This is a genomic window from Pseudomonas sp. GW823-FHT03E05 (assembly GCF_058796855.1).
The window spans coordinates 218,016-236,958 of sequence record NZ_JBXAJB010000009.1 but is presented as its reverse complement, the minus strand read 5'-3'; the positions used below and the strand labels follow the sequence as shown (position 1 = coordinate 236,958).

General features: G+C 67.5%; 11 protein-coding genes. 8 read left to right on the top strand and 3 right to left on the bottom strand.

Annotated features, from left to right (window positions below; all coding sequences use genetic code 11):
* Positions 1–44 precede the first annotated feature (44 nt).
* The 3 genes from AC1RCO_RS29210 (at position 45) to AC1RCO_RS29200 (ending at position 3,436) form a co-directional block, all read left to right on the top strand.
* On the top strand, positions 45–1,271 hold the full coding sequence (locus tag AC1RCO_RS29210; RefSeq protein WP_011060435.1) for an MFS transporter: 1,227 nt from the start codon (positions 45–47) through the stop codon (positions 1,269–1,271).
* Positions 1,272–1,273: 2 nt separating this feature from the next.
* The gene (locus tag AC1RCO_RS29205; protein ID WP_011060436.1) at positions 1,274–2,098 is read left to right on the top strand and encodes a hypothetical protein; all 825 of its coding nucleotides are present in this window, start codon (positions 1,274–1,276) and stop codon (positions 2,096–2,098) included.
* Positions 2,099–2,200: 102 nt separating this feature from the next.
* Positions 2,201–3,436 carry an MFS transporter gene (locus AC1RCO_RS29200; protein WP_011060437.1) on the top strand — a complete coding sequence of 412 codons (1,236 nt, stop codon included), beginning with the start codon at positions 2,201–2,203 and terminating at the stop codon, positions 3,434–3,436.
* 71 nt (positions 3,437–3,507) lie between these two features.
* Here AC1RCO_RS29200 and AC1RCO_RS29195 read toward each other — a convergent pair whose 3' ends face one another.
* Entirely contained in the window at positions 3,508–4,443 is a 936-nt protein-coding gene (locus AC1RCO_RS29195) for a LysR substrate-binding domain-containing protein (protein WP_065363497.1), read from the bottom strand.
* 166 nt (positions 4,444–4,609) lie between these two features.
* Between AC1RCO_RS29195 and AC1RCO_RS29190 the strand changes: the two genes are divergently transcribed.
* From AC1RCO_RS29190 to aepX, 4 genes are all read left to right on the top strand, one after another.
* Positions 4,610–5,839 carry a pyridoxal phosphate-dependent aminotransferase gene (locus AC1RCO_RS29190; RefSeq protein ID WP_019094691.1) on the top strand — a complete coding sequence of 410 codons (1,230 nt, stop codon included), beginning with the start codon at positions 4,610–4,612 and terminating at the stop codon, positions 5,837–5,839.
* A 120-nt stretch (positions 5,840–5,959) separates the two neighbouring features.
* Positions 5,960–6,790, top strand: a complete 831-nt coding sequence (locus AC1RCO_RS29185) for a hypothetical protein (RefSeq protein ID WP_015634930.1) — start codon at positions 5,960–5,962, stop codon at positions 6,788–6,790.
* 81 nt (positions 6,791–6,871) lie between these two features.
* Entirely contained in the window at positions 6,872–8,257 is a 1,386-nt protein-coding gene (gene fumC / locus AC1RCO_RS29180) for a class II fumarate hydratase (protein WP_492618316.1), read from the top strand.
* Positions 8,258–8,299: 42 nt separating this feature from the next.
* A complete protein-coding gene (gene aepX / locus AC1RCO_RS29175) occupies positions 8,300–9,190 on the top strand; it encodes a phosphoenolpyruvate mutase (protein ID WP_011060442.1) in 891 nt (296 codons plus the stop codon).
* 352 nt (positions 9,191–9,542) lie between these two features.
* On the opposite strand, the gene AC1RCO_RS29170 is transcribed toward aepX, so the two are convergent.
* Together AC1RCO_RS29170 and AC1RCO_RS29165 are read right to left on the bottom strand one after the other, a co-directional pair.
* Positions 9,543–10,973: an efflux transporter outer membrane subunit gene (locus AC1RCO_RS29170; RefSeq protein WP_015634931.1), complete on the bottom strand. Its 1,431-nt coding sequence runs from the start codon at positions 10,971–10,973 to the stop codon at positions 9,543–9,545.
* 59 nt (positions 10,974–11,032) lie between these two features.
* Complete coding sequence (locus AC1RCO_RS29165) at positions 11,033–11,833, bottom strand: helix-turn-helix transcriptional regulator (RefSeq protein WP_011060444.1); 801 nt, start codon at positions 11,831–11,833, stop codon at positions 11,033–11,035.
* A 594-nt stretch (positions 11,834–12,427) separates the two neighbouring features.
* Here AC1RCO_RS29165 and ofaA point away from each other — a divergent pair.
* Positions 12,428–18,793 (top strand): orfamide A non-ribosomal peptide synthetase OfaA, encoded by a 6,366-nt coding sequence (gene ofaA / locus AC1RCO_RS29160; RefSeq protein WP_492618315.1) that lies wholly within the window; start codon positions 12,428–12,430, stop codon positions 18,791–18,793.
* Positions 18,794–18,943: the final 150 nt, after the last annotated feature.

Here is an 18,943-nt window from a genome sequence, read left to right as displayed (position 1 = left end):
CGACGTATTTTATAAAGGCCTTTGGTCATAAAACGAGAGGTTTCATGAATTCGCGTCAGCATTGTGCGCGCATCGCCCTGTTTCTGTGTGGTTGTGCGGCATTTCTCAACCTGTATGCGACCCAGGGCATTCTCCAGGAATTTGCCCAGAGCTTTCAGGTGAGCATCCGGGAAGCCGGCTGGAGCATCACCGTCACCACCCTGGCGGTGGCCCTCACTGCGCCCTTTGTCAGCCGCTTTACCGGGCGTTTCGATCAGCGCCGGGTGATTGTGGTGGCCGCGCTGTTGCTGGCGGTGCCGGCGGGGCTGGCGGCCTATGCCGGCAGTTTTACCCAGCTGCTGGTCTGGCGCCTGGTGGAGGGCATGCTGATCCCGGTGGTGTTCGCCACCAGCGTGGCCTACATCGGCGACCGCTGGAGCGGCGGCACCGTGACCGAAGTCACCAGCCTGTATGTCGCCGGCACCGTGCTGGGCGGCTTTGCAGGGCGTTTTGTCACCGGTTTCATGACCGAATACGTGGGCTGGCGCGAAGCCTTTGCCTTGCTCGCGGGCCTGAGCCTGCTGATCGGGGTGGCCATTCATTTGCTGCTGCCGGCCAACCCGCCCCTGACCGCGCCCCGGGCATCCGGCGGCCTCAGTGCCCTGCGCGAGCTGTGCCGGCGGCCCTTGCTGGCAGCCTACGGCGTGGGCTTCTGCGTGCTGTTCTCGCAAGTGGCCACCTTTACCTACGCCGGGCTCTACCTGAGCCAGGCGCCGTTCGACCTGGGGGCCGCAGCCCTGGGCGCGATCTACAGCGTGTTCCTGCTGGCCCTGGTGGTGATCCCCATCGCCGGGCGCCTGAGCAAGTCGCGGCCCCAGGCCGAGCTGCTGGTGGCTGCGGCGTTGCTCGGGGTCTGCGGTTCGGCCCTGACCCTGCTGCCGTCGCTGTGGCTGATCGTGCTGGGCCTGGCCCTGAGTTCCACCGGAGTGTTCCTGGCCCAGGCCGCCGCCAACTCCTTTACCACCGCCACCGCCCGCCACAACAAGGCCGGCGCCGTGGGCCTGTACCTGACCTGCTACTACCTGGGCGGCAGTTTTGGCGCCGTGGTCCCGGCCCTGCTCTGGAGCCACTGGGGCTGGCAGGGCTGCGTGGCGCTGATCGTGCTGTTCCAACTGCTGTCGCTGCTGATTGCCTGGGGCGGCTGGAAGCCCCTCGAACCCCAAACCCCGGTCGCGGCTCGCGAACCGTCCAACCCGATAGATTCATCATCCAACAAGGAATACGTGAGGTGACCATGAATAACGTACTGACCCGGCAGAGCCAGTTGCTGAAGATTGTCGAACCTGTGTTGAACGACATGCCGGCCAGTGTCTTGAAGCATGCGCTGTTCGAGGCGTTCTGGAGCGAAGAGGGCGCCCTGGTGGACATCGAGCATGCCTTCGAGAAGCTCACCTCCCGTCGCCACGAGCCGGCGGTGCTGCGCAAGTTCTTCGCCAGCTGGTCGAAGACCAACAACTCCGCCACCAGTGTGTCCGGGCTGGCCAACCGCATCACCTTGCTGGCCCGCTCCGGGCAGGGCTCGGAAGCCGCCGACGGCCTGTACCGGGCCTGCGGCAGCCTGCAGCGGATCACCGATGAAGACCTGGGCGCCCTGGGCAATACCCTGCATTCGGACCTGTTCTACAACATGGCCACGCCGATCTGCGGCGATGACCAGTGGCTGCTCAAGGAAAACTGCCTGCCCTCGGCCCAGGGCTTCAAGGACTGGACGGATTTTCGCCGCCTGCGTGACCGCGACCTGCTGCAGGGGCTGCTGACCACCCTGATCCACGAGGTCTACACCCACGGTGAAGTGGAGTTCATCCACCCGCTGTACAAGCAGTGGTTCGTCCGCGACATGGGGGTGCCGGCAGAGAAGGCGCGCACCACCGTGGCCTGGGTCACGGTGCACACCGGCGGCACCGAGAGCAATCACTTCGCCCATGCGGTGGCGGCGGTCAACGAGTTCGTCGATGCCATGCAGGTGCGGGTCGACCCGCAGGCCGCGCGGGAAATCTTCGCCGAATACCTGCAGCGCAAGGCTCGGGTAATGCGCGACTGTGCCCAGCTGTTGCGTTGATGGCTCCGGCCCGGCCCCGGCAACGGGGCTTGTGGCTGACCCAGGCTCGCCTATCCTGTTGCTGATTGACCCTTCCTTTTCATTTTGCAGCCTGCCTCGACAATGAATGACCTGAAACATCACGCCTCCCCGGAGGCATTGCCGGCGTCCGATGTGTCGGTGCGCCGCCGTTCCCTGGTGGCCGGTTGCGGCGCCCACGCGGTGCATGACGGCCTGACTGACGTGATCTATGTACTGCTGCCGATCTGGCAGGCGCAGTTCGCCATGAGCTACGCCCAGATCGGCCTGCTGCGCGGCGCCTATTCCGGGATGATGGCCGGCTTCCAGTTGCTGGCCAGCCGTGGAGCCAAGCGCTGGGGACGCGAGCGCCTGCTGGTGGGGGGCACTGCCCTGGCCGGGCTGGCCTACCTGCTGGCGGGGCAGGCCGGGGGGCTGGGGGTGCTGCTCCTGGCGCTGCTGCTGGGCGGCCTGGGGGCCAGTACCCAGCACCCGCTGGCGTCCTCGATCATCACCGACACCCACGAGGCTGGCGGCGGGGTCAAGGAAGCGCTGTCCCAGTACAACTTCGCCGGGGACATCGGCAAGACCCTGATTCCCGGGTTGGTGGGGCTGCTGCTGACCGTGATCAGCTGGCGTGCCAGCGTGACCCTGATCGGCCTCCTGGGGCTGGCCGCTGCGCTGGCGCTGTGGTGGCTGATCCCGTCCCGGGCGGCGACCCTGGCCATGCAGGAAAAGGCGCCGAAGACGGTCAAGGGCCAGGGCTCGGTCGGCGGCCTGCGGGCACTGATCCTCACCGGCACCCTGGACAGTGCGGTACGCATGGGTTTCCTGACCTTCCTGCCGTTCCTGCTCAAGGCCAAGGGCGCCGGCACCGCCGGTATCGGCCTGGCCCTGACCCTGCTGTTCGTCGGTGGCGCTTTCGGCAAGCTGCTGTGCGGTTACCTCGGGGCGCGCATCGGCATGATGAAGACCGTGTGGATCACCGAGTTCACCACCGCCAGCCTGATCGTGCTGGCGGTGTTCCTGCCCTATGTGGGGTTGATGGTGATGCTACCGCTGCTGGGGCTGGCGCTGAACGGCACCTCGTCGGTGCTCTATGGCGCGGTGCCGGACCTGGCGGGGGCGGGCAAGCGCGAGCAGGCGTTCTCGCTGTTCTACACCGGCACCATCGGCGGCGGGGCACTGGCGCCGGTGCTGTTCGGCAGCCTCGGCGACGTCACCGGGATTCCCCTGGCGGTGATGGCCCTGGCCGCGACCCTGCTGCTGACCCTGCCGCTGTCCTGGTACGTGCAGCGTGGCCTGGACGCCGATGCCCGGTCCTTGCCCAGCCCCGGCTGAGGTCCCGCCAATGCATTGAAAGCGCAGGCCCGGAGCGGGATTGTCCGGGCCTGCTGCTTGCTGGTGGAGCGCTAGCCGCGCAGGCGCCATTCGGGCCCCGCGGCAGGGGCCGGCAGCGGCGCTGCCAGGGTCCTGGCCAGTTCGACGAAGCGCTCCAGGCAGCGCGACCCCAGGGGCGTGCGCCAACTGACCGTCTGTTCCAGCACATAGGGCTCGGCCAGCGGCACATAGACCACCCCGGGACGCTGCAGGGTCGCGGTGTAGTCGGGCACCACGGCCACCCCGCGCTCCGCCGCCACCAGGGACACCAGGGTGGTCATCTGTGACGCCGTGGGCCCCAGGCGCGGGATGATCCCGCTGTGGGCGCAGAGGTCCTCCAGGGCGGTGTTCAGGGCCGATCCGTAGGCGCTCGGAAAGGTCACGAAGGATTCCTCCGCCAGTTCGCAAAACCCCAGGCTGCTCCTGCCGGCGAAGGCGCTGCGCGACGGCACCGCCACCACCAGGGAATCGCGCGAACTCACCAGCGACTGCAAACCGTGGGCCGGCAAGTTGGGCGCCCCCCAGCCAAAGCCGATATCCAGGCTGCCATCGATCAACTGCTGGCGCTGGCTGGCGGTGGACACCTCGCGAAACGCCAGCTCCACCTCCGGCAGGCTGCGGCTGGTGTTGCGGATCATCTCGGAGAAAGCGTTGGACAGGGGAATCGAGCTGGCATAGCCGATGACGATACGGCCGATGGCGCCATGGGCGATCTTGCGCGCGGTGGCCTCGGCCTCGCCGACGGCACTGATCACCCCCCGGGCCTGCTGCAGGAACAGTTCGCCCTCCGGGGTCAGGCACACGGTGCGGGTCGAGCGTTCGAACAGGCGGATGCCCAGGCGCGCCTCCAGGGCGGCGATATGCCGGGTCAGCGGCGGTTGGGCGATCCGCAGGCGCAGGGCGGCGCGGCCGAAGTGCAATTCATCGGCAACGGTGACGAAATAACGCAGACGACGGAGCTCTAGCATTTCTTGTTTTTCCAGTATCAATCACGACGCAAACAGTATTGGCCGCTATTTGCGACTGTCATCAGAATGTAAGACGACCAGCCTAGACCAGCTTTCCAGGTTGCCGGGGGCACATGGGTACAGGCTCGGTTCACTCTGTTTTCCGATTGTTTTCGCAGGTACAAAAATGACAAGCAGCGAAGCCACGGCCGTCCGTTTTTCCTTGTCCCAGCGTGCGCTGGGCCTCAGTGCTCCAGGCACCTCGAGCATGCGCAGCAAAGCCAACGCCCTGAAGGAAAGCGGGATCAAGGTGATCAATTTCGCCGCCGGCGAATTGTCCTTCGATGCCTGCGAGGACATGCGCGCCGGGGCCATCGAAGCCATCGCCAATGCGCGCAACCGCTACACCCCGCCCATCGGCCTGCCGGCCCTGCGCGAGAAGCTCGCGCAACGGGTCAGCCAGCGCACCGGGGTGGAGTTCGCCGCCAATGAAGTGGCGGTCACCGCCGGGGCCAAGCAGGCGCTCTACAACGCCTGCATGGTGCTGCTCAACCCCGGGGACGAGGTGATAGTGCCCACCCCGTACTGGGAAACCTTTCCCACCCAGATCCGCCTGGCCGGCGCCACCCCGGTGTGCGTCCAGACCCGCGCCGACCACTACCGGCTGACGGTGGACGCGGTGCGTGGCGCGCTCACCGAGCGCACCCGGATGATCGTCATCAACACCCCCAACAACCCCACCGGCACCGTCTATGAACGCGAGCAACTGCTGGCCATCGCCCAGTTGGCCCAGGAGCGGCAACTGTGGGTGATGTTCGACGAGTGCTATCGCGGCCTGGTGCGCGAAGGCCACGAGCACCACAACATCCTGGCGCTGTGCCCGGCATTGAAAGGGCAGACGGTGCTGATCGATTCCTTCTCCAAGAGCCAGGCGGTGACCGGCTGGCGGGTCGGCTACGCCTGCGCCCCGGCGCCGGTGATCGCGGCCATGCACAACCTGCAGGGGCACACCACCTCAAACCCCAGCAGCCTGTCCCAGTACGCCGCGCTCAATACCCTGAACGCCGATTCGTCGCACTTTGCCGACCTGGTCAACCCGTTCCTGCAACGCCAGCTGCACGCCGCACGCACCTACCTCGACCGCCTGGAAGGGGTGAGCTATGCGCCGCCGGAAGGCGCCTTCTACCTGTATATCGATGTCTCTTCCCGGCTCGGCGGCTACTACCACGGCGAAGCGGTGCGCGATGTGGATCACCTGGCCGACCTGCTGCTGACCGAGGCGCACATCGCGGTGGTGCCCGGCTCCGGTTGTGGCGACCCCCACTGCATCCGCATTTCCTACGCCGTGGAATATGAGGAACTGATCGAGGGCCTGGGCCGTTTCGCCCAGTTCATCTCGGCGATCGTCATCGACTGAAGCGGCTCCCGGCAGCCCAGCCCCCAGCGGGATCAAGCCCGTTCCCGAGCCCGCCGTGGCCCGGGCCGGCGTCGTTCATCTTGTTGTCCGTGAAGTGAAGAACAATTACAGGAGAAAAACATGGAGAGTTCCCGCAAGGAGTTCATCGGCTACGTGCACCAGGCCCTGGTGGATGTCGAGGACCGCAACCTGGTGGAGGCCCTGCTGACGGGCTTTGAAAACCACCCCGACAAGCTGGACGGCTACTGCCTGACCTACCAGCGCATGACCTCGCGCAAGTGGTCCGAGGACTCGCTGTGCACCTTTTTCTGCGGCTGGCGCAGCCCGGATGGCGCGGCCCATGCGGTGTCCAGCATCATCGTGCGGCTGCTGCAGGAGTCCGAGGACCTGCCCGGTGATGACAACAAGCTCAAGCTGCTGGAGGCGGCCCGGCACTGCGGCGAGATCATCGTCGAGGACGTCGGCCTGGGCGAGATGCACGGCCATCCCCACCATTCCAAGCTCTACCACCGCATGGCCTCGGCCATCTGCGGCTCGGACAACTGGCGCCTGCAGGACAAGTACCTGAACCCCATCACCAAGGAGTTCTCCACCTGGGTCGGCGAGAAGCGCCCGCTGGCTCCGAACCTGGTGGAAGCCCTGGAGATGATGGCCCTGACCGAGCTGTTCAACACCGGCGAGTACAACCTGATGACACCGCTGTGGAAGAACTGGCTGCGCGAATCCTGCGGTTACCCCGCCGGGGAAGCCAACCGCATCGCCGGCTTCCTCAGCGTTCACTGCGGCGCCGTCGAGGCCCGGCATTTCCGCCACGCCACCGACGCCCTGAAGCTCTACACCCAGGCCACCGGCCAGCAGGTCAACTACCGGCGCATCGCAGCGCTGTCCGATGAGTACGTGCTGCGCGCCTGCCAGCACCTGGAGAAGATGGCCTCCGTACTCAAGGAATAAGCGCCTGCCAACCAGGCCGGGCAGGGCGCCTGCCCGGCACCGCAGGCCGGACCCTCATTCATTTATTGGAGAACTACCCACATGCGTCTTGAATCCGACTCGATGGGTTCCATTTCGGTACCGTCCAACAAGTACTGGGGAGCCCAGACCGAACGCTCCATCCACAACTTCCCCATCGGCCGTGCACGTTTCCAGTGGGGGGCGCCGATGATCCGCAGCATGGGCATCCTGAAGAAGGCCGCGGCCCTGGCCAACCTCAAGCTCGGCGAGCTGCCGGAAGCCATTGCGCTGCCCATCGTCAAGGCGGCGGATGAGGTGATCAGCGGGCAACTGGACGAGCATTTCCCGCTGGTGGTGTTCCAGACCGGTTCCGGCACCCAGTCCAACATGAACGCCAACGAAGTGATCGCCAACCGGGCCATCGAGATGCTCGGCGGCGAGCTGGGCAGCAAGAAGCCGATCCACCCCAACGACCACGTCAACCGTGGCCAGTCGTCCAACGACACCTTCCCCACGGCGATGTACATGGTGGTGGTGACGGAGATCTTCGAAACCCTGCTGCCGGGCGTCTCGGTGCTGCGCGACACGCTGTTCGAGAAGGCCGAGCAGTACCGCGATGTGGTCAAGGTCGGACGCACCCACTTGCAGGACGCCACCCCCATCACCCTGGGCCAGGAGATCGGTGGCTGGGTCGAGCAGATCGACTACGCCCTGGCGGCCATCCAGCACAACCTCACCGGCCTCTACGACCTGGCCATCGGCGGCACGGCGGTGGGCACCGGGCTCAACTCCCACCCGCAGTTCGGCGACGAGTGCGCACGAATCATCGCCGATCTCACCGGCTACCCGTTCAAGTCCTGCGCCAACAAGTTCTTCGCCCTGTCGGCCCACGATGCCCTGGTCAACACCTCGGCGGCGATCCGCACCCTGGCCATGGCCCTGATGAAGATCGCCAACGACGTGCGCTGGCTGGCCAGCGGGCCGCGCTGCGGCATCGGCGAGATCGACATTCCAGAGAACGAGCCGGGCTCCTCGATCATGCCGGGCAAGGTCAACCCGACCCAGTGCGAGGCGCTGACCATGGTCTGTACCCAGGTCTTCGGCAACGACGCCACCGTGGCCTTCGCTGGCAGCCAGGGCAATTTCCAGCTCAACGTCTACAAGCCGGTGATGGTGCACAACGTGCTGGAAAGCATCACCTTGCTGGCCGAGTCCTGCCGGGCCTTCAACGACCACTGCGCGGTGGGCATCGAGCCGAACCGGGCGCGCATCGAGGCCAATATCGAGAAGAACCTGATGCTGGTGACCGCCCTCAACCGCCACATCGGCTATGACAAGGCCGCGATCATCGCCAAGACCGCCCACCACGAGGGCAAGTCGCTGCGGGAAGTGGCCCAGCAGCTGGGCTATGTCTCGGCGGCGGATTTCGACCGCTACGTGGTGGCCCTGGACATGACCCACCCCTGAGCGAACCCGGTGTTCCCCAACCACAAGAGGCGTGTGAATCCCATGCAGGAAGCTGATATTCGCCGAACCAACCTGAGCCAGTTGCTGCGCCGCAAGCGCTGCCTTCGCGTGCTCGAAGCCCACAGCCCGATCTCCGCCCTGCTGGCGGAGCAATCCAGGCTGGAGCGGGGCAGCGGACCGAGCCTGGTCTACGACGCCATCTGGTCCAGCTCCCTTACCGACTCGACCCACAAGGGCCTGCCGGACATCGAGATCCTCTCGCCGAGCAACCGCTTGCACGGCATCCGCGAGATCTTCGATGTGTGTTCGTTGCCGATGATTTTCGACGGTGATACCGGGGGCAAGGCCGAGCACTTCGCCATCCACGTGAAGATGCTGGACCGGGCCGGGGTCTCGGCGGTGGTGATCGAGGACAAGTGCGGGCTGAAGAAGAACTCGCTGTTCGGCAACGCGGTGAGCCAGCTCCAGGACTCCATCGAGGAGTTCTGCGAAAAGATCCGCGTGGGCTGCGCCAACCGCAGCCACGAGGATCTGCTGATCATCGCCCGTTGTGAAAGCCTGATCCTCGACAAGGGCATGGACGATGCCATCGAGCGCTGCCTGGCCTATGTCGCGGCCGGCGCCGACGGGATCATGATCCACAGCCGCAAGAAGGACGGCCTGGAGATCCTCGAGTTCGCCCGGTTGTTCCGCCGCCACTGCCCGCGGGTGCCGCTGATCTGTGTGCCCACCAGCTACGCTCACTTGAGTTTCGACGAGCTGGAGGGGGCCGGCTTCAACGCGGTGATCTACGCCAACCACATGCTGCGCAGTGCCTACATGGCCATGCGTGATGTGGCGGTGGGGATTCTCGAGCATGGCCGGACCCTGGAGGTGGAGCCGCGGTGCCTGGGCATCGACGAGATCCTCGACCTGGTGCCGGGCACCCGTTAGGCACTCGCGGCCAACCCCCTTCGCAGGGCCGTGGAACGGGCGTGCTTTATCCGATTCCACTCCAAGATTCGGAACGTTCTGAATTCAGAATTTTCCTACAGACGCTGTGGGGGGCGCTGTCTAGACTCGCTCCCCGTTCGCCCGGCCAGCTACCACAGGCAACACGCTGAATGGCGGTGGTTGGTCAGGGCGGGCTGCAACACGGCTGTACCTGCCTGCCCGGTCCATGTTTCGCCTACTGCCCAGGCTGACCGGGTTGGTTCTACAGCGTGGGGCACTCATGGCCCCGGTCCCCGCATCCCCTCAACCTCTCATCGCTCCAGCCCCCTGATACCCGGCCATCGCCAGTGGCTCAGGGCAAGGTCTGGGCGCGGGCCAGGCTCGGTGCCTGCGCGCCATCCTCCCAGGCACCACCCAGGGCCCGGAACAGATTTACCTCGGCCAGCAACTGCGCCAGGCGGTCGTTGATCAGCCCTTGCTGGGCGCTGAACAGCGAGCGCTGGGCATCGAGGAACACCAGGTTGCTGTCGACGCCGATGCGGTAGCGGTGCTCGGCCAGGTTGTAGTAGTCCTGGCTGGCCTGCACCAGGCTGTGCTGGGCACTCAGTTGCTGCTGGAAGGTCTGGCGCGCGGCCAGGCCGTCGGCGACCTCCTGGAAGGCGGTCTGGATGGCCTTTTCATACTGGGCGACGCTGATGTCTTTCTGTAGCCGGGCGTAATCCAGGCTGGCCCGCAGGCTGCCGGCATTGAAGATCGGCAGGTTGATCTGCGGCTGGAAGGTCCAGGCCCCGGCACCGCCCTTGAACAGCCCGGACAGCTCCTTGCTGGCGCTGCCGGCGTTGGCGGTCAGGCTGACGCTGGGGAAGAACGCTGCACGGGCCGCGCCTATATTGGCGTTGGCGGCCTGCAACTGGTACTCGGCCTGGAGAATGTCCGGGCGCCGCTGCAGCAGGTCCGAGGGCAGGCCTGCGGGCACCTGGGCCAGCATGCCCTCGGCCAGCCCGCGCCGGGGCAGGGCGTCGGGCAGCGGCGCCCCCACCAGCAGCGTCAGGTTGTTCAGGTCCTGGGCCACCTGGCGCTGGTAGCGGGCCAGGCTGGCGCGGGCACTGTCGACGCTGGTGCGGGCCTGGGCCACATCCAGGGCCGAGATCTTGCCGGCGCTGCCATTGCGGGCGGTCAGGCGCAGGCTCTGTTCGTCCGCGGCCAGGGTCTTGCGGGTCAGCTCCAGCAACTCCTGGTCGGCACACCAGCTCAGGTAGGCCGTGGCGACATTGGCCACCAGGCTCAACTGCGCGCTGCGCCGTGCCTCTTCGCTGGACAGGTAGGTCATCAGCGCCTGCTGGCTGAGGCTGCGGATGCGCCCGAAGAAGTCCAGCTCATAGGCACTGATGCCCAGGTTGGCGGAGTAGCTGGAGCTGATCAGTGCCTTGCTGCCGGTCATCTGTTCCGGCAGGCGCTGGCGCTTGCCCGAGGCGCCGGCGCTCACCGCCGGGAACAGGTCGGCACGCTGGATGCGGTACTGGGCCTGGTAGGCCGCGACATTCAGCGCCGCCACCCGCAGGTCGCGGTTGTTCTGCAGGGCGCTGTGAATCAGTTGCTGCAGCAACGGGTCCTGGAACAGTCCCTGCCAGTCGGCCCCCGGGTTGCCGGCAGCGGGGGCGAAGGCTGCGCCCTGTGGGTACTGGGGCGCCACGGGAGCGGTCGGGCGCTGGTAGTCCGGGGCCAGGGAGCAGCCGCCGAGGGCCAGGGCCAGGGCCGCCAGGGTCAGTGGGGAGTTACGCATTGATCAGCCTCGTGACAAGGACATCCTGATGGCGGACAGCCAGGGGCGTGCGGGCGGTTTCAGGCGCCGACCATCCACTTGGCCAGCCCGTGACGGCCGCTGACCCCGAGCTTGGCGGCGGCGCGCTTGAGGTAGGTTTCCACCGAGCTGTTCTTGACGCTCAGGCGCTGGGCCATTTCCGGCACGGTGCCGCCGGTCAGCAACCCCAGGCAGACTTCCTTTTCCCGCGCCGAGAGGGTGATGTCGCCCAGGGACAGGCGCTCATCGAACTCCCGTTGCAGCGGTGTCTGCTGCAAGGCATCGGCGGGCTTGGCACTCCAGCTGCGCAAGTTCTTCAGGGCCTGTTGCCGGTGCAGTTGGGCGTGGCGTTCCAGCAACGGCAGCAGGGTCTGCGACAGGCTCTTGAGAAACGACAGTTCGGACAGGGAAAAGCCGCCCTGGTCGGGAGCCCGGTAGAGGGCGATGACACAGCGGCGATTGGCTTTGCGCGAGACCAGGTGGCATTGGTGCGCGGTGGTGCGGGAAGGGCCGCTGCGGGCCTGGGCATTCATTTGAATCAGCAGCGAGTCGTCCATTTCCAGCATCTGCTGCAGCAGCGGGTCATGGCGTCGCGGCGGCTCCGGCAGTGGCAGGTCCTTGTGCAGCCCGGCGCGCCCCAGCAGGGTAATGGCCAGGGGGCTGGCCTGGCGTTCGTCCAGGGTCCATTCGCTGAGCACCAGTTGGGTCAGAGGCACCAGCTTGTCCACCAGTTGCAGCATTTCGCTGGCGAACTGCGGGTGGCCGGAGCTGGAAATCAACTGCCCCAGTTCGAAGTAGAAGTGCGGGGTTTCCAGGTTCGCAATACTGCTGGTCAGACTCATATCCTTATCATCCTTGATCGAGACAAATCGCTGATCGACGCGCGCTTGCCGCGGCATGCCGTGGCAGATTCCCGATGAACCTGATCCAGTTCCCGGGCGTTGATTTAAGCCTATGGCTTTGCCTGGCGTCTGTAGGGGGAAACCGGGACATCATGGCCCTGCCAGGGCCTCGCCAAGGCTCTGGGTCAAGCCCTTGCGACGGCCCCGTCGCGCCCGCCGGCGGGGTGTTTCCCGGCGTCAAGGTTGCCCGAGGGGCAAGCCTGCGGTGGAACGCAAAAGCCCTCCGCAGGCCATGAGCGTCGTTCACGCGTAGCCAATTTCCTACAGCCGATTCAGCTGATCAGCAGAGCTGCTGCAACAGCCCGGCGCGGTGCTGCCCGAGGTGGCCGACCGGGGCCGGAACTGTCCGGGTTTCGGGTGACATACAGGCCCTGGGGCCGATGCTTAAATCCGCGGACGCCGGTGCCCGGGCCCATCACATGAGAAGGATCTTATGACGCATTTTTCCGCCGCAGCCGTGGGCGCTTTCGTCGCGCCAGTCACCCCAGCCAGCCACTGCCCGCCATGGGCCGGGCACCCCGCCCGGGGGCGCGCATGAACGCCGGTCCGGTACAGGCCCGGGGCCTGCCGCTGACCGCCGGGCAGCGCGATATCTGGCTCGACCAACTGAGCCGGGGCGACTCGCCGCTGTACAACATCGGCGGCTATGCCGTGCTCAAGGGGCCGTTCCGGCCCGAGCTGATGCAGCGCACCGTGGAGCTGCTGGTGGACAAGCACGACGTGCTGCGCACGGTGCTGTCCCTGGAGGGCAGCGTCGACGGTCTGCCCTTGCAGCACTTCGACCGGCAGTGGCCGGTGGAGCTGGTGTTCCATGACCTGTCCGCGGCGGCCGATCCGCTGGCGGCGGCCCAGGCGCAGATCCGCCGGCAGATGCAGCAGGCGTTCAAGCTCGACGGCGAACGGCTGTGCCGCTTCTCGCTGTTCCGAGTGGGCCCCGAGCATCACCTGATGGAAGTCGAGGCCCATCACCTGATCCTCGACGGCTGGGGGTTCGCCCAGCTGTCCCAGTCCCTGGGCGGGCTCTACAGCGCCCTGGCCAGCGGCGAGGAGCCCCAGGCCACGGCGCCGTCCTTTGTCGACTTCATCGAGGACGACGCCCGCTACCACCAGTCCAGCCGCTATGCCCGGGACCGCGACTACTGGCTGGACAAGTACCAGAGCCTGCCGGAGCCGGTGCTGCGCCCGCGCCACCGGCCCGCCGCCGACGCCGCGACCCCGGGGGCGACCCTGGTCCAGGCGTTCCCCGCGGCCTTGCACGAACGCATGAAGGCCCTGGGCAAGAGCACCGGGGCCTCGGCCTTTCATGTGCTGCTGGCGGCGCTGCATGTGTACTTCACCCGCACCCTGCAACGGGACGAATGGGTCCTGGGCATGCCGGTGCTGAACCGCCCCAATGCGGCCTTCAAGGTGACCCTGGGTTCCTTCACCCAGGTCAGCGCGGTGCGCATGGACTTCGGCCGCGAACTGAGCTTCGAGGCCCTGGTGGGGGCGGTGCGCGATGTACTGAAACAGGACTTCCGCCACCAGCGCTTTCCCCTGAGCGAACTCAACCGCGCCCTCGGCCTGCTGCGCGAAGACCGCGCGCAGCTGTTCGAGCTGTCGCTGTCCTACGAACTGGAAGACCTGGACTACCGCTACGGCGAGGCGGCGGCCTCGTCGGTGAAAGTCTCCAACCGCCACGAGCCCACGCCCCTGGCCATCCACCTGCGCAGCAACAGCTTCGATGACAGCGCCTGGATGCACTACGTCTACGACTCGGCGTATTTCCAGCCCGAGGAAATCGAGGCCCTGGCCGCGCGCCTGCTGCATGTGCTGGAGCAGGGGCTGGACAATGTGCAACTGCCGGTGGCCCGCTTCTCCCTGTTGCCTGCCGCCGAGCTGCGCCGCTTGCAGGCCTGGAACGCCAACGAACAGCCAGCCGCCGCCGAACAGCGGATTCACGCCCGGGTCGCAGCCTGGGCCCGGCGCACGCCCCAGGCCATTGCCCTGGTCGCCCAGGGCCAGGCCCTCAGCTATGAACAGCTCGACCGCCGGGCCAACGCCCTGGCCCTGCACCTGCGCGAGCTGGGAGTGGGGCCGGATGCGCGGGTGGCCATTGTCGCCCGGCGCAGCCCGGAAACCCTGGTGGGGCTGCTGGCGATTCTCAAGGCCGGCGCGGGCTATGTGCCCCTGGACCCGGCCCATCCGGCTGAGCGCCTGGCCTTCCTGCTGCACGACAGCGCACCGCGGGCGGTGTTGACCCAGGGCGCCCTGCGCCAGTGCCTGCCGACGCTGAACGTGCCGCTGATCGACCTCGACAACGGCCAGTGGCTGGATGGCCCGGGCGAGATTGCCGAGGCCGCCGGGCTGACCGCCGAGCACCTGGCCTACGTGATCTACACCTCCGGCTCCACCGGCCAGCCCAAGGGCGTGATGGTGGAGCACCAGAGCCTGTCGAACCTGGTGGACTGGCATGGCCGGGCTTTCGACCTCCAGGCTGGCAGTCACACCTCATGCCTTGCCGGTTTCGGCTTCGATGCCATGGCCTGGGAAGTCTGGCCGGCCCTGTGCACCGGGGCGACCCTGCACCTGGCGCCGGTCAGCGACGGCCCCGAGGAGCTGGACCGCCTGCTGGCCTGGTGGCGCGCCCAGCCGCTGGAGGTGAGCTTTCTGCCGACCCCGGTGGCCGAGTACGCCCTCAGCCAGCAACTGGGCCACCCGACCCTGCGCACCTTGCTGATCGGCGGCGACCGCCTGCGCCAGTTGCCTGCTGACCCCGGGTTTGCCGTGATCAACAACTACGGCCCCACCGAGGCCACGGTGGTCGCCACTTCCGGTGCCATCGAGGCCGGGCAGGCCCTGCATATCGGCCGGCCCATCGCCAATACCCGGATCTACCTGCTGGATGAACAGCAGCAACTGCTGCCCATCGGCGTGCCCGGCGAGCTCTATGTGGGCGGTGGCGGGGTGGCCCGGGGTTACCTCAACCGCGATGGGATGAATGCCGGACGCTTCCTTGCGGACCCCTTCAGCGACCGTCCCGGCGCGCGCATGTACCGCAGCGGCGACCTGGCTCGCTGGCGGGAGGACGGCAGCCTGGAATACCTGGGGCGCAACGACGATCAGGTGAAGATCCGCGGCCTGCGCATCGAGCTGGGGGAAATCGAGACCCGCCTGGGGGATCACCCGGCAGTGCGCGAGGCGCTGGTCCAGGCCCGGGACGGCCAGTTGCTGGCCTGGTTCATTCCGCGCCAGGCGGTCACGGCCCTGCAACTGCGGGAATTTCTGCGCCAGCAGTTGCCGGAGTACATGTTGCCCATGGCCTACGTACCACTCGACGCCTGGCCGCTGACCGGCAACGGCAAGCTGGACCGCCGGGCGCTGCCGGCGCCGGGGCCCGAGGACCTGATCAGCCGCGCCTACGAGGCGCCCCGGGGCCCGCTGGAAATCACCCTGGCCGGGCTCTGGAGCGAGCTGCTGCAGGTGGAGCAGGTGGGCCGCCACGATCACTTCTTCGAACTGGGCGGGCATTCGCTGCTGGCCCTGCAACTGATCCAGCGCATGGCCCAGGCCGGCCTGCAGGCCGATGTGCGGGTGCTGTTCGGCCAGCCGACCCTGGCCAGCCTCGCTGCGGCGGTGAGCACCGGGCAGGTCGTCGAGGTCCCGGCCAACCGCGTTCCGCCCGACTGCCAGCGCATCACCCCGGCGATGCTGCCCTTGGTGGAGCTGGACCAGGACAGCATCGACCGCGTGGTGGCCTGCATCCCCGGCGGCGCTGCCAATGTGCAGGACATCTACCCCCTGGCGCCGTTGCAGGAGGGCCTGCTCTATCACCACATGACCGCCGCCCGCGATCCCTACCAGCAGCACGCGCTGTTCGCCTTCGCCCGGCGCGAGGACCTGGACGCCTTCGCCCTGGCGCTGCAGGCAGTGATCGAGCGCCACGACATCCTGCGCACCAGCCTGGTCTGGGACGTGCTGGAGCAGCCGCTGCAGGTGGTCTGGCGCCAGGCCCGGCTGACGGTGCAAGAGTGGCAGGCCGGGCCCGGCGGCCATGTAGCGGAGCGACTGCGCGAGCACTTCGACCCGCAGCACAACCCGCTGGATATCCGCCAGGCGCCGATGCTGGCCCTGGCCTGGGCCGAGGACCGGGCCAATGGGCGCTGGATCGGCCTGCTGCGCTTCCATCACCTGGTCAACGACGCCACCAGTACCGCGGTGCTGCTGGCGGAAATCGCCGCCCATGTGCAAGGCCGGCAAGCCAGCCTGGCGCCGGCCTATGCCTACCGTGACTACGTGGCCCGCACGCGCCTGGGGCAGGCCGCCCACAAGGCGTTCTTCGAGGCCGGCCTGGGCACGGTGGACGAGCCGACCCTGGCCTTCGAACTGCAGGAACGGCCCGGGGAACAACTGGACCTGCAGCACGCCAGCGGCCTGCTGGAAGCCGAGCTTGGCCAGCGCCTGCGAACCCAGGTGCGCCAGCTCGGGGTCAGCGCCGCCAGCCTGTTTCACCTGGCCTGGGCCCTGGTACTGGGGCGTACCAGCGGCCGTGAGGACGTGCTCTTCGGCAGCGTATTGCTGGGCCGCCTGCAAGCCGGGGCGGGGGCCGACCGGGCCCTGGGCATGTTCATCAACACCTTGCCACTGCGCCTGGAGCTGGCGGGGCTGACGGTGGCCGAGGGGCTGGGCCAGGCCCAGCAGCGCCTCAGTGCCTTGCTCGCCCACGAGCAGGCGCCGCTGTCCCTGGCCCAGCGCTGCAGCGCGGTGGCGGCGCCGACCCCGCTGTTCAATGCCTTGCTCAACTATCGCCACAACCTCGGCGGCGACCTGTTGCAGGGTTTGCCTGGGGTCGAGTTGCTGAGCAGCGAAGAGGTGCTCAGCTACCCGCTGATGCTGGCGGTGGACGACCTGGAACCGGGGTTCCGCCTGGGCTGCCGGGCCCCGCGGCGGATCGGCGCGCAACGCCTGCTGGGCTACCTGAGCACCGCTCTCGAAGCGCTGGTGCTGGCCCTGGAACAGGCGCCGCAGACGCCGTTGCACAGCCTGTCGATCCTGCCGCCGGTGGAGTCGCGCTACCTGCTGCAAACGCTCAATGCCACCCGTTCGCAATACCCGCGGGAGCTGACCCTGCATGCCCTGTTCGAAGCCCAGGTGCGGCGCACGCCCGAGGCCATTGCACTGCAGGCCGGCGCGCGGCAACTGAGCTACCGGCAGCTCAACCAGCGCGCCAACCAGCTGGCCCATTACCTGCGCGAGCAGGGTGTGGGGCCGGATGTGCGAGTCGGGCTCTGCGTGCAGCGCAGCCCGGAACTGCTGATCGGCCTGTTGGGCATCCTCAAGGCCGGCGGTGCCTATGTGCCCCTGGACCCGGACTACCCGCTGGAGCGCCTGCGCTACCTGGTGCAGGACAGCCAGCCACTGGCGGTGCTGGTGCACCAGCCGACCCGCGAGCTGCTGGGTCCGCTGCCCCTGTCGCTGATCGACTTCGACCGCAGTACCTGGGAGCAGGCGCCGCAGCATGATCCCGTGGTGGCAGGGCTGACGGTTTCGCACCTGGCCTACGTGATCTACACCTCGGGTTCCACCGGTACACCCAAGGGGGTGATGGTGGAGCACCGCGGCCTGGGCAACCTGATGCACTGGAGTTCGCAGCTGTGTGGCGAGCGGGCCCGGGGCACCCTGCTGCAAAAGGCGCCGTTCAGCTTCGACGGCTCGGTCTGGGAGCTGTTCTGGCCCCTGGTCACCGGCATGCGCCTGTTGCTGGCGCGGCCCGACGGCCAGCGCGATCCGCTGTATCTGGCGCAATTGGTGCGCGAGGAGCAGGTGAGCATGATCAAGTTCGTGCCGGCCATGCTCCTGCAATTTCTGCAGCTGGAAGAGGCCGGCCAGTGCCACAGCCTGACCGATGTGTTCTGCGGCGGCGGCGAACTGACCGAGGCGATTGCCCGGCTGTTCCGCCAGCGCCTGCCCGGAGCCCGTTTGCACAACGTCTACGGCCCCACCGAGGCCACCGTGGACAGCAGCGCCTGGACCCTGGAGCCCGGGGCAGCGGTGCCGCCGGTGCAACTGCCCATCGGCAAGGCCATCACCAACACCCGGCTGTATGTGCTGGATGCCCATGACCAGCCGGTGCCCCAGGGCGTCAGCGGCCAGCTGCACATTGGCGGGGTCGGGGTTGCCCGGGGTTACCTGGGCTTGCCGCAGTTGCAGGCCGAGCGCTTTATCGACAGCCCCTTCGTCGCCGGCGACCGGCTGTACCGCAGCGGTGACCGGGTGCGCTACAACGCTGACGGCGACCTGGAGTTCCTCGGGCGCAACGACTTCCAGGTCAAGCTGCGGGGCCTGCGCCTGGAGCTGGGGGAAATCGAGGCGCGGCTGGCCAGCCACCCGGCCCTGCGCGAGGTGGCGGTGCTGATGCGTGGCGAGCGCCTGGTGGCCTATTTCAGCCTGCACCCCGGGGTGGCGGCGCCGGGGATCGAGGCGCTGCGGGCCCATGTCCTGGAGCGTCTGCCGGAGTACATGGTGCCGGCAGCCTATGTGCAACTGGCGGCGCTGCCCCTGAGCGCCAACGGCAAGCTGGCGCGCGATGCACTGCCGGAGCCGGGCCTGGAAGCGGTGCTGAGCCGCGATTTCGAGCCGCCCCAGGGGCCGCTTGAAACCACCCTGGCGCGGCTCTGGGCCGAGGTGCTGCAAGTGGAGCGGGTAGGGCGCCACGACCACTTCTTCGAACTGGGCGGGCATTCCCTGCTGGCGGTCAGCCTGGTGGCGCGGATGCGCCAGGAAGGCCTGCACGCCGATGCCCGCCTGTTGTTCAGCCAGCCGACCCTGGCGGCGCTGGCGGCCCATACCCTGGGCCAGTTGCAGCGCCTGGAGATTCCCGCCACCACCATCCCCCAGCTCAAGCGCCAGCGGCGTCTCTGAGGCCGCTGCAAGTGCTTTTCCCCGCGCCGGCCCCAGGGCCGGCGCGGGCCGTGGTGCCTCAGCGGGACAGGCCCCGCGCCATGTCCCGGCTTCCCATGTCAGCCCCGCTGCGGCGGATGTTTTAGCGTCTGCGAGCTGCCAGCAAGCCTG